This is a genomic window from Pseudomonas cavernae (assembly GCF_003595175.1).
GTDB classification, from domain to species: domain Bacteria; phylum Pseudomonadota; class Gammaproteobacteria; order Pseudomonadales; family Pseudomonadaceae; genus Aquipseudomonas; species Aquipseudomonas cavernae.
Genome location: NZ_CP032419.1, coordinates 671,800 through 684,213 on the forward strand (window position 1 = coordinate 671,800; position 12,414 = coordinate 684,213).

At 60.5% G+C, this 12,414-nt stretch carries 10 protein-coding genes; all 10 read left to right on the forward strand.

The window, feature by feature from the left end; translation table 11 throughout:
* Window positions 1-286: 286 nt before the first annotated feature.
* Window positions 287-793: a transcription/translation regulatory transformer protein RfaH gene (rfaH, locus tag D3880_RS03145; protein WP_119892073.1), complete on the forward strand. Its 507-nt coding sequence runs from the start codon at window positions 287-289 to the stop codon at window positions 791-793.
* Window positions 794-1,466: 673 nt separating this feature from the next.
* The gene (locus D3880_RS03150; RefSeq protein WP_218567590.1) at window positions 1,467-2,135 is read left to right on the forward strand and encodes a hypothetical protein; all 669 of its coding nucleotides are present in this window, start codon (window positions 1,467-1,469) and stop codon (window positions 2,133-2,135) included.
* A gap of 111 nt (window positions 2,136-2,246) precedes the next feature.
* Window positions 2,247-3,404, forward strand: a complete 1,158-nt coding sequence (locus tag D3880_RS03155) for an outer membrane beta-barrel protein (protein WP_119892075.1) — start codon at window positions 2,247-2,249, stop codon at window positions 3,402-3,404.
* 77 nt (window positions 3,405-3,481) lie between these two features.
* Complete coding sequence (locus D3880_RS03160; RefSeq protein ID WP_119892076.1) at window positions 3,482-4,021, forward strand: polysaccharide biosynthesis/export family protein; 540 nt, start codon at window positions 3,482-3,484, stop codon at window positions 4,019-4,021.
* Window positions 4,022-4,123: 102 nt separating this feature from the next.
* A complete protein-coding gene (locus D3880_RS03165; RefSeq protein ID WP_119892077.1) occupies window positions 4,124-6,364 on the forward strand; it encodes a GumC family protein in 2,241 nt (746 codons plus the stop codon).
* Between the two features lie 360 nt (window positions 6,365-6,724).
* Entirely contained in the window at window positions 6,725-7,450 is a 726-nt protein-coding gene (locus D3880_RS03170) for a tyrosine-protein phosphatase (protein WP_119892078.1), read from the forward strand.
* Window positions 7,451-7,593: 143 nt separating this feature from the next.
* Window positions 7,594-8,202: a hypothetical protein gene (locus D3880_RS03175; protein WP_162934927.1), complete on the forward strand. Its 609-nt coding sequence runs from the start codon at window positions 7,594-7,596 to the stop codon at window positions 8,200-8,202.
* Between the two features lie 371 nt (window positions 8,203-8,573).
* A complete protein-coding gene (locus D3880_RS03180) occupies window positions 8,574-9,965 on the forward strand; it encodes an undecaprenyl-phosphate glucose phosphotransferase (RefSeq protein WP_119892080.1) in 1,392 nt (463 codons plus the stop codon).
* Between the two features lie 98 nt (window positions 9,966-10,063).
* Window positions 10,064-11,377 carry a UDP-N-acetyl-D-glucosamine 6-dehydrogenase gene (wbpA, locus tag D3880_RS03185; RefSeq protein ID WP_119892081.1) on the forward strand — a complete coding sequence of 438 codons (1,314 nt, stop codon included), beginning with the start codon at window positions 10,064-10,066 and terminating at the stop codon, window positions 11,375-11,377.
* A 78-nt stretch (window positions 11,378-11,455) separates the two neighbouring features.
* Complete coding sequence (gene wbpB / locus D3880_RS03190) at window positions 11,456-12,406, forward strand: UDP-N-acetyl-2-amino-2-deoxy-D-glucuronate oxidase (RefSeq protein WP_119892082.1); 951 nt, start codon at window positions 11,456-11,458, stop codon at window positions 12,404-12,406.
* The last annotated feature ends 8 nt before the right edge of the window (window positions 12,407-12,414 follow it).

A 12,414-nucleotide genomic window follows, 5' to 3' on the forward strand; every position in this document is an offset into this window, starting at 1 on the left:
CTCAGCGTTGCCGCGACAAGCCGGCGACAGCTCGCTACCATTCATCAATGGAACCCTCTTCGTGGCGCTCAGCAGGCTCTGTATACGTGCCCAATCGTTATCGCTCAGTTGGCTTCTGTCGGTCATGGCAAAAGCAAAATTCTGGTGGCGGGCTTAGGTCAACAGAGTCGAGGGAAACTCGCTCGCAGCAAGAGAGGCGCACAGCCTTCTACGCCCCCAAGGGCTAGGAGACAGGGACGCGCGAAGCACTCGCCAGATCGCGACGTAAGCAAGGAAGTCCACGCGAATGAACTCCAGCAAGGAAAATACAGGCAAAGCCTGGTATCTAGTCCAGTGCAAGGCACGCCAGGACGAGCGCGCAGAAGAAAATCTGCTGCGCCAGGGGTACGTCTGCTATCGCCCCAAGCTCAAGCGCGAACGCCTGTTGCGCAGACATAGGCAAATGGTCGAGGAGTCCCTTTTTCCGGGTTACCTGTTCGTCCAGCTCAGCCAGCAGGATGGCTGGGGGCCGCTGCGCTCCACCCGTGGCGTGACCCGCATCGTCAGCTTCGGCAGTCAGCCGGTGGCCGTCGACGATTACCTGATTGAGCAGCTCCAGCAGCACGAGCATGAACCCTATACGCAAGAGCTTCTTACCGCAGGTGAAAAGGTCCGCATCAATGAAGGGCCTTTCGCCGAGTTGGAGGGGATATTTCTGGCAATGGATGGAAATAAGCGTGTGGTGCTCCTGCTGAATTTCCTGCAACGCGAGCAAAAAATCCTCATGCCAGTGACTGGCATCAGCAAAATCTGAAGGAGGCGCCGCCTCCGTGCCGACAATGCTCCAATCATCGGGGCGGGGTTCGACTCGCTAGAGTGAATCTGTATACTCGCTCGCAGAATGAACAGGGGGGCGCGACTCAAGTCCAGAGCGCGTCATCCAAACCCACAAAAAAAGCAGAAAAATCAATAGGGTGAGAGCAAGGAGGCATCCGGCCAGCGCAACATAGCACCCAAAGGGCTGGATACAAGCCTGGGGCATTAGCATTTCATCATTAGCTCAATTTGCCTTCTTCACAGCGTGCTGCGCGGTTAAGTTTTGCCTGTAAAAACAATTAGTACCATCGTGCTCGGGAAGCTACGGAAAATCCTGGGGCGGTAGCGTGTCAGGACCCAGGCTTTTACCCTGACGGGCAAAGTTGTAGCAGGACATGCGCCGATGAGTCAGCCAGGCGAAACTGTTGATAGCAGTCGGGTTGCCCAGGAGTCCGCAGGGTGATTTATCGACGAGTAACTGTTAAGGGACTAACAGCATGTCAGTTTTCATAGCCTCCCCCATGGTTCCGGGCATGGAGCCAGTTCTTGTGGATTTGCACTGGCTTTGCCGTGCGACAGAGTTCGCTGCGCCGGTGCGCAAGCAATCAGGCTGCGCAATGCCATGTGCGCGGAATCTGGGAGAGGTGGGGCCGCGGGCTGGATGCAAGCATTTGCAAGACACGAATAACAACCTTTGCAATAACCAAAACTGCCCACTGCTCACCGCAGAAAAGGGACAGGATTCCATGCAACATCTAACGAGGACGTTTGATATGCGTAAAGCCCTTTCCAGCCTCACTCTGGCGGTGGCATTGGCCTCCGGCCAGGCCTTCGCTGACCAAGCCACCCTGGCAGCCCTGCAGACGGCAGGTGTAGCTCTGACCGAAGCCCAGACCCAAGCTGTAGCCGCCGCGGAAGGTGATGCTCTGGCTGAAGCAATCGCCGGCATCGTTGCCGCCAACCCTGAGGCTGCTGCCAGCATCGTTGCCGCTGCCGTGGCCGCGGCGCCGGCTCAGGCCGCTGCCATCACCGCGGCTGCCGTAAGCGCGGCGCCGGCTCAAGCCGCCGCTATCACCGCTGCTGCGGTAAGCGCGGCTCCGGCTCAGGCTGCCGCCATCACTTCGGCTGCAGTAAGCGCAGCTCCGGCTCAGGCCGCAGCCATCACCGACGCGGCGGTAAGTGCAGCCCCGGCTCAGGCCGGCGCGATCAACGCCGCAGCGAACAATGCTGTCGGCAACACCGCAGTTGCCTCGGCTGCTACCAGCTCCGGCAACACCACCGCCTCCTCCAGCGTGCCAAGCAGCAGCGGTGGCGGCGGCGGTTCTGCCAGCCCGAACTAATCGGCTGAGCTTCAGCTGAATCAACACCGATGCTGGCGTCCATGTGCCAGCATCGTTTTGCCTTTTCCACCGGCAAAATCACAGGTAAGGAACGCTAGGTTCTCTATGAGTATGAAATTCACCGCAAGTTCACTGGCTGCCGCCGTTTCGGCTGCGCTTTGTGCCAATGCCTGGGCCATCGAGCCGCAAAGCGTCAAGCTGTCCGACGGCCTGACCTTCACGCCCACCCTGGAAGTGAGTGAGCGTTACGACGACAACTTCCGAGCTGTCGAAGATGGCGAGGAATCCTCCTGGATTACCGGCATCACCCCGACCTTCGTACTCGGTGCCCTGGGCCGCAAGAGTGAGTACGCGCTGAGCTACTCGGCCGCCAGTGACATTTTTCACTCGAGCCATGACGACGACAACACGGACCACCATCTGAACGCAGATGCCGGGTTTGAATTCGATGCGCGCAACCGGCTGAAGCTGAACGCCGGCTACGACAAGGTTGAAGAGACCGCCTCGCTAGACCAGAACGTCGAAAACGACAAATACACCACCAGCAACCTGGGCGGTGTGTACACCTATGGCGCCGAGAGCTCCCGCGCGCAGGTCGATTTCGGCGCCAACTACGAGGAGCTGCGTTACCAGAACAGCGACCACCTCAATGCCGACAAAGAGCGCGACACCACCGCCCTCAGCAGCACCTTCTACTACCGAGTGGCGCCCAAGACCCGCGCCTTGGTCGAAGCCCGCCACACCGAGTACGACTACGTCTCCAACGACCGTCTCAACAGCAACAACATCGCTCTGCTCGGCGGTCTGACCTGGGACGCAACTGCCAAGACCAGCGGTACCGTCAAGATCGGTGGCGAGAAGAAGCGTTTCGATGACTCCAGCATCGACGACAAGAGCGGTTCGCTGTGGGAAGTGGGCGCCAGCTGGAAGCCGCGCACTTACTCCACCTTCAACCTGAAGACGCGCCGTGCGCTCGACGAAGGTGACAATGGTGCCTCCTCCATCCAGTCCCAGAGCTCCACCCTGAGCTGGGAGCACGAGTGGCTCGAGCGCCTGACTTCCGACGTCAGCTACACCTACTCTGACCAGGAGTACCAGGACATCGATCGCGACGACAAGATCGACACCTTCGGCCTCGGTCTGACCTATGAAATGCGCCGCTGGCTGGATGTGGGTGTCGGTTACAAGTATTCCGAAAACGACTCCAGCGCACCTAACGAAAGCTACCAACGCAACATCTACTCGCTCAGCTTCACCGCCAGCCTGTAACCTTGCGCCCGTAAAAAAATAGGGGGGCTCTTCGCCCCTCTTTGTTCCCCCGAGATATTTGAGAGCAACCGAGCCATATGGTCATTCGCATTTTTTTCAGCCTGATCCTTGGCATGCTGCTGATCAACAGCAGCGTCGTGCAGGCGGAGGGCAACTCCCAGTACAAACTGGCTTCGGGTGATGTCATCCGCATCAATGTCTTCGGTGAACAGGATCTCAGCTTCGAAGAGCTGCGCCTGACCGATGCCGGCACCTTCTCCTACCCCTTCATTGGTGAAGTCCAGGCCAAAGGTAAGACCGCTGCCGAGATCGAACAGATGATCATCGACAAGCTCAAGGGCGATTACCTGGTCGACCCGCGCGTATCGGTCAGCGTCCTGCAATACCGCGAATTCTTCATCAGCGGCGAGGTGAAAGAGCCCGGCGGCTATCCCTTCCAGCCCGGCCTGACCCTGCGGCGTGCCGTTGCTCTGGCTGGCGGCCTGACCGAGCGCGCATCGGAGGGCCGGATCACCATCATCCGCGACCACGATGCCAGCCGCACCCCGGAGGCAGCCTCCCTCGACACCCAGGTCATGCCCGGCGATACCATCACGATTGACCAGGGTTTTTTCTAAGCATCGAGCCGTCCTCCCGGCGAGCCTGGGCACAGGCCGCAGCGCGCGGCCTGCCCTCACCGGTGCCTGAGCGCCTTCAACTTTTTCAGAGTTTCCCCAAGCATGGAAAGTAATACCCATATCCTCGAGCGCAACCTGATCGCCCAGCGCCAGGAGGAGGATGACGACGAGATCGACCTGCTCAAGCTGTGGCAAACCATTTGGCACCGCAAGTGGAGCATCCTCACCCTGGTGCTGGTGGTCAGCATGGTCGCGATTCTCGCGGTTTTCGCCATCACGCCCATCTACCGCGCCGCCGCCACCCTGATGATCGAGGAGAAAGCCGCCAAGGTGGTGTCCATCGAACAGGTCTACGGCCTAGAAGGGACGGGCAGCGAATACCTGCAAACCCAGTTCGAACTGCTCAAGTCGCGCTCCCTCGCCGAGCGCGTGGTACGTCAGTTGAACCTGACCACCCACCCCGAGTTCGACCCGCGCCAGCAGCCCGAACCGCTGATCGACATCAGGGGCCTGTTGGCCAATTTCGACTTCAACAAGGTCGTGCCGGCAACCCTGCCCGGTGACCTGGAGGAGGGGATCGACCCCACCGAAGCGGAAATCTTCGATACCGTCACCAAGGACTTGATGGAACGCATCAGCATCGAGCCGCAAGGCAAGAGCCAACTGGTCAAGGTGCAGGTGGACATGGCCGATGCGCGCATGGCCGCGCTCGCCGCCAATGCCCTGGCCAATGGCTTCATCGAAAGCCAGCTGGAAGCGACCATGGACATGTCCATGACCGCCACCAACTGGATGAATAGCCGTCTAGGTGAGCTGCGCACCAAGTTGAAAGATGCAGAAGACCGCCTGCAGGCCTTCCGCGAAGCGGAAAACCTGGTGGATGTGGACGGCGTGGCCACCATCAGCGCCGCCGAGCTGACCCTCACCGGTGAGCGCATGATCGATGCGCGCCGCCAGCGCGCCGAAGCCGAAAGCCAGTACCGCCAGGTCCAGGCCATGCGCGGCGGTGGCTGGGAGCGCCTGGCCAGCATTCCGGCCGTACTGGGGCATCCGCTGATCCAGCAGTTCAAGGCGGAAGAAGCCAAGGCCAGGGCCAAGGTCGACGAGCTGTCGCGCCGCTATGGTGCGCGTCACCCGGCCATGGATGCCGCCCGCTCCGATCTGAGCGCCGGCTCCGCCAGCCTGCGCGGTCAGGTCGAGCAGGTGGTTGCCGGTATCGAGCGCAACTATCAGCTGGCCGCCGCCAACGAAAATTCCCTGCAGGCCTCATTCAACACCAACAAGTCGCAGATCCAGGACATCTCGCGCAAGGAGTTCAAACTGCGTGAACTGCAGCGTGAAGTGGAAGGCAACCGCGCGCTCTACGACACCTTCATGACCCGACTGAAGGAAACCGCCGCCACCTCCGACCTGGACAGCGCCAATGCCCGGGTTGTGGATCAGGCCGTGGTTCCGTCTGAGCCCATCAAACCGAAGAAGTCGCTGATCGTCGCGATCGCCGCCCTGCTGGCCGGCTTCATCGGTGTGGGCCTGACCCTGCTGCTGGACGCGCTGAACAACACCTTCAAGAGCACCGAACAGGTGGAAAGCCGCCTGAACATTCCGGTGCTTGGCATCCTGCCGTTGATGAAAAACTTGGAACGCAGCGACCTTGCGCGGATGTTCACGATCGACAAGGACAAGAGCTTCTCCGAGTCGATCCGCACCATTCGTACAGGCGTTGTGCTTTCGGGCATCGATCACCCGCACAAGGTCATGGTCATCACCTCCTCCATCCCAGGCGAAGGCAAGAGTACCGTCTCGGTCAACCTGGCCTTCGCCCTCGGCCAGATGGAAAGGGTATTGCTGATCGACGCGGACCTGCGTCGCCCGACGCTGGCCAAAAGCTTCGAGTTCCCGGTTGGTACTCCTGGTCTGGCCAACTTGATCGCCGGCACCGCCACGCTGGAGGAATGCATCAAGCATGTCGACGGCATTGACATGATCAGCGCCGGCACCGTGCCGCCAAACCCGCTGGAACTGCTATCGTCGCCACGCTTCGCCAAGGCCATCGAAGTGCTCAAGAGCAAATACCAGCGCGTCATCATCGACTCGCCACCGACCCAAGCGGTGAGCGACGCGGTGGTTCTGTCGACCTTTGCCAACTCGCTGATCTACGTGATCAAGTCCGACTCCACGCACATCCCGTTGGTGGAGAAGGGCGTCGGCCAGTTGCTGCAGAACAATGCCCCAATCAACGGCATCGTGCTCAACCAGGTCGATATCAAGAAGGCCAAGAAGTACGGCTACAGCTACGGCGGTTACTACGACTACTACGGCTACAGCAACGCCAAGCAAGCCTAATTGCTTGATGCCTGCGCCAGGTGAGTTACGGCGTGTAGGCTGGGTAGAGCGGAGCGAAACCCAGCAAGACTGGCCGTCGCTGGGTTTCGGCAAAAAAACGCCTCTACCCAGCCTACCTCGGCCTGCACGTTGGGCTACGTAGGATCGCAGGGTGGAATCCCCGAAGGGGCTTCCACCGCTCGCCGCGCAGGGGCCGAGCCCAACACGCAGGCCAGCCTGAACACATTGCCCGCATGGGCACGCAACGGTGGCTTACGCCGCTGCGCGGCTAATCCACCCTACGGGTACGACAAGCAACCCGCACCACCCTGTAGAAACGCCGCCCCGGAGCGAGACAAACATAGGTTTTCAGCACTGACTATGATCGACCTGCACAACCACCTGCTCCCCGGCATCGACGACGGGGCCCCCAACCTCGAAGCTTCGCTGGCACTGGCGCGCGTGGCCGTGCAGGACGGCATCACCCATCTGGTCTGCACCCCGCACATCCATCCCGGCCGTTACGACAACAGCCCCGCCAGCATCCAGGCAGCGCTGGCCCTGTTTGTCGCCGCCCTGAAAGAGCAGGGCATCCCCCTGCAGGTGGCGGCCGCAGCGGAAGTGCGCTTCGGCATGGAGCTGATGGTCGGCGTCAGCCAGGGGGCCATTCCTTTCCTGGGCGAATGGCAGGGCAAGAAGGTCCTGCTGCTCGAATTCCCCCATGGCGAAATACCCTTCGGCGCCGAGCGCCTGATTAGCTGGTTGCTGCAACGCAACATCATTCCGATGATTGCTCACCCGGAACGCAACAAAGGCATCATGCGCACACCGTCCAGGCTCAAGCCCTTCCTTGAGCAGGGTTGCCTGCTGCAGGTCACGGCCGCTTCCGTGGCCGGCCGCTTCGGTCCAGCCGCCCAGGACGTTGCCCATGCACTGCTGGAGCAAGGCGTGGTCAGCATACTCGCCAGCGATGCGCACAACCTGCAGCACCGCCCGCCCTTGCTCAGCGAGGGCCTGCAACAGGCCGCTCGCATAGTCGGCGATGCCAAGGCCGAAGCCCTGGTCAAACACACTCCCTGGGAAATCGCCCAGAGCCATTTCGCATGAACCCCAGCCTATCCATCGACCGGCTCAGCCGCCGGCAGCAGCGCTCGCCCGCGGGCGAGAAAAATGTGAGTGCCATCACACAAAAAGTGTCTGCCGTGCTGGTGTTGCTGTTGGCCTTGGTCCTGTTATTTGCAGGGGGCCGCATGATCGTGGCCGGCATCGCCAGCTACCAGGCTGAAGCCTTTCTAGCCGCGTGGGAAAAGGCCGGTAACGAGCCCGAAGCCCGTGCCTGGCAAATCGCCCACGATGCGGCGCAACGTGCCATCGGCTTGTACCCGGTTGCCAATGGCGATTACCTCGACCGCCTCGGGCGTATCCACAGCTGGCAGCAATTCCGCCAACCCTATGCCGCCCCGACTGCGGAGCTCTCGCGGCGTGCCGCATTAGCCGCCTACCGGGCTGCGGTAGTTGCCCGCCCGGCCTGGCCCTACACCTGGGCGCGTCTGGCCCACAGCAAGCTGTACCTGCAGGAGTTCGATGGCGAGTTCGACCAGGCCCTGGCCCAGGCTTTCCAGCTGGGCCCCTGGCGCATCGGGGTGAACCGCGAACTGGCGGAAGTCGGCTTCAGTGCCTGGCCGCATCTGGATGAGAGCCAGCGTCAGGCCACCCTCGAATCGGCGCGGCGCAGCGTGGCCTACGGGCCAGCAGAAGCCCAGCGCCTGCTCAAGGTCGCTCAGCACACCGGCATGCTCCAGATGCTTTGCGACAGCCTGAACAGCGAACTGAAAAGCACCCGCAAACTATGCCTCTGACAGTCACGCATTCACCGATATTCGTAGGGTGGAATCCCCGAAGGGGCTTCCCGCCCGAGACGCATCGCCAGAGCCCAACACAAGCAAGCCTGCCAGAGCGCTTAGCCCGTATTGGCACGGGGCGGCGGATTACGCTTCGCTAATCCGCCCTACCAAGCCCCAGAGATTCGTAGGGTGGGTTGTAACCCACCAATAGAGCTCGCTGACCACATTGCCTCAATCTCTACAGGTAACTGTTTGTGCCACAGAACCACCCAGCAACCCCAGCGGCCCATAGAGCACCTCACAGGTCGAATAGCCCGTTCAGCAAAGGCATAGCAACAGCGCGAGGCCGGGACGCCAGCGTCAATCACCCACGCAGGGACATCAACTTGATCGGCAAACGCGACACGAGCATTCCCGGCGGGCGAGGCCTGACCTTCTGGGGGCAGTGGCTGGCAGCAGCCACCCTGCTCATTCTCCTGCTCTGCACACTGGCCATGCTGAAGACCGGGGAGATAGGCACCCAATACCGCGTCCTGGCGGCCTTTGCCTTGTTCGCTTCGGTACCCGTTTACTCATTGATGCGGGTCTATCACAAGCAGCATGGCTACCTGGTTGGCCTCGGCCGTTTGCTCGGTGGCTGGCTGATCCTGCTGTCCATGCTCACAGTTGCAGCTTTCGTTACCAAGACCAGCGAACTCTTCTCCCGTGAAGTGACCCTCACCTGGGGCGTGCTCGGCTTCGCCCTGCAAGTCGGCCTTTACGTGCCGCTGCATGGCGTCTCCAGGCGCTACCACCAGAAGCTGCAAGCCGCACGCACCTCGCTGATCATCGGCACCGGCGAGCTGGCCATGGACCTGGCGGACAAGCTCGTGCGGCAGAAGAGCGAGCCCATGATGGGCCTGGTGGCAGCGAACGACCACCTGCAACCGGATAACCTCCTGTACCCGATCATCGGCAGCCTCGCCCATCTGCGTGACCTGATCGCGGCCCATCGCATCCGCCGCCTCTATATAGCCCTGCCCCTGACCGAGGCCGAGCAGATCGAAGGCCTGTATATCGACCTGCTTGACTCCAGCGTCGACGTGGTGTGGATTCCCGACTTGCGCAGCCTGATGCTGCTCAACCACTCGGTTGCTGAGATCGAAGGCATGCCGGCCATTCACCTCAATGAAAGCCCGCTGACCGCCTACCCCACTGCAGCCCTGACTAAGGCGTTGATGGACCGCGCGGTCGCCCTGCTGGCCATCCTCGCCCTCAGCCCCGTGCTGCTAGCCACCGCCATCGCCGTGAAGTATTCATCGCCCGGCCCGATCCTGTTCAAGCAGAAACGCCACGGCTGGAACGGCAAGATCATCAAGGTGTGGAAGTTCCGCTCCATGCGCCTGCACGACGATAAACAAGTCAAGCAGGCCAGCCGCGAAGACCCGCGCATCACCCGTGTCGGCCGCTTTATCCGCCGCACCTCGATCGACGAGCTGCCGCAGCTGTTCAACGTCCTGCAGGGCCAAATGTCCCTGGTGGGTCCGCGCCCGCATGCCGTCGCCCACAACGACTATTACACCGGCAAGATCGACGCCTATATGGCCCGCCACCGGATCAAGCCCGGCATCACCGGCCTGGCACAGATCAGCGGCTGCCGTGGCGAAACCGAAACCCTCGACAAGATGGAGAAGCGCGTGGAACTCGACCTGGCCTACATCAACAACTGGTCGCTGTGGCTGGACATCAAGATCCTGATCAAGACGCCGTTTACCCTGCTGTCGAACGACATTTATTGAAATCAGTCGCTCCTCCCCGTAGGAGCGACGTCCCGGCGCGAAATAAACAACCGCGCAGTGACACATCTACTAACCCCTAACCATCCCGAGTTTTTCTTATGTCCGAACACCAGGAAGCAAGCGTTGCTAAGTTCAAAAGCAAGGAAGCCATTATCGGCATCGTCGGCCTCGGCTACGTAGGCTTGCCGCTGATGTTGCGCTACAACGCCATCGGCTTTCGTGTACTGGGCATCGACATTGACGAGAGCAAGGTGACCAGGCTCAACGCCGGCCAGAGCTATATCGAGCACATCCCGGCTGACAAGATTGCAGCGGCCCGTGACAGTGGGTTCATAGCCACCACCGACTTCAGCCGCGTCAGCGAGTGCGATGCGCTGATTCTCTGTGTTCCGACTCCGCTCAATAAATACCGCGAGCCGGACATGAGCTTCGTGATCAACACCACCGATGCGCTCAAACCCTATCTGCGCGCCGGTCAGATCGTTTCCCTGGAAAGCACCACCTACCCCGGCACCACCGAAGAAGAACTGTTACCGCGTGTACAGGAAGGCGGCCTGGTCGTTGGCGAGAGCATCTTCCTAGTCTACTCGCCGGAGCGCGAAGATCCGGGCAATCCCAACTTCGAAACCCGCACCATTCCCAAAGTGATCGGCGGTCATACTCCGGCCTGCCTTGAAGTTGGCATTGCTTTGTACGGGCAGGCCATCGACAAGGTCGTAGCGGTCAGCTCGACCAAGGCAGCGGAAATGACCAAGCTGCTAGAGAACATCCACCGTGCAGTCAATATCGGCCTGGTCAACGAAATGAAAGTCGTTGCCGACCGCATGGGCATCGATATCTTCGAAGTGGTTGATGCCGCCGCCACCAAGCCGTTCGGTTTCACTGCCTACTATCCCGGCCCCGGCCTTGGTGGTCACTGCATCCCAATCGATCCTTTCTACCTGACCTGGAAAGCCCGCGAGTACGGTTTGCATACCCGCTTCATCGAACTGTCCGGTGAGGTCAACAAAGCCATGCCAGAGTACGTGCTCAGCAAGCTGATGGACGGCTTGAACAACAGTGGCAAGGCACTCAAAGGCAGCAAAGTCCTGGTGCTGGGCATTGCCTACAAGAAGAACGTCGACGACATGCGCGAATCTCCCTCCGTGGAAATCATGGAACTGATCGAAGCCAAGGGCGGTATCGTCGCCTACAGTGACCCGCACGTACCGGTCTTCCCGAAAATGCGCGAGCACCATTTCGAACTAAGTAGCCAAGCACTGAGCGCAGAAAACCTCGCCAACTTCGACGCGGTGGTGCTCGCCACCGACCACGACAAGTTCGACTACGAGCTGATCAAGCAGCACGCTCGCTTGATCGTCGACAGCCGTGGCAAATACCGCGCTCCCGTCGAGCACATCATCAAAGCCTGATTACCCGTCTTTCTGCAGAAACATCCAGCAAGGTCTTCAGACGTCTTGTCGGGTTGTCGTGCTTCGCAAGGAATACCCATGAAAAAATTCGCCCTGATCGGCGCCGCCGGTTACATCGCCCCCCGTCACATGCACGCCATCAAGGACACCGGCAACCAGCTGGTCTCCGCCTACGATATAAACGACTCGGTCGGCATCATCGACAGCATTTCGCCCCAGAGCGAGTTCTTCACCGAGTTCGAGCGCTTCCAGGAGCACGCCTTCCGGCTCAAGCGTAACCCGCAAACTGCGCTCGACTATGTGGCTGTCTGCTCGCCCAACTACCTGCACCATTCGCACATCACCGCCGGCCTGCGCCTCGGCTGCGACGTGATCTGCGAAAAACCGCTGGTACCCACGCCGGCAATCCTCGACGACCTGGCCCTGGTCGAGCAGGAAACCGGCAAGCGCGCGTACAACATCCTGCAGCTGCGTCACCACCAGGCGATCCTCAACCTCAAGGACAAGGTTGCCCGCGAAGCCAGCGAACACAAATACGATGTCGAGCTGACCTACATCACCTCGCGTGGCAAGTGGTACATGGAGAGCTGGAAGGGCGACCCGCGCAAATCCTTCGGCGTGGCCACCAACATCGGCGTGCACTTCTACGACATGCTGCACTTCATCTTCGGCAAGCTGCAGCGCAACATCGTGCACTTCACCTCCGAGCACAAGGCCGCCGGTTACCTGGAATACGAGAAAGCCCGCGTGCGCTGGTTCCTCTCCATCGATGCCAACGACCTGCCGGACTCGGTGAAAGGCAAGAAGCCTACCTATCGCTCCATCACCGTCAACGGCGAGGAAATGGAGTTCTCCGAAGGCTTCTCCGACCTGCACACCACCAGCTACCGGGAAATCCTCGCCGGTCGCGGTTACGGCATCGAAGATGCCCGGCACTGCGTGGAAACTGTCAACACTATCCGCTCCGCCGCTGTCGTCAGTACGCAGAATGATGAAGGTCACCCATTCCTCAACAGCCTGAAGCGCTGAGGTTTGCC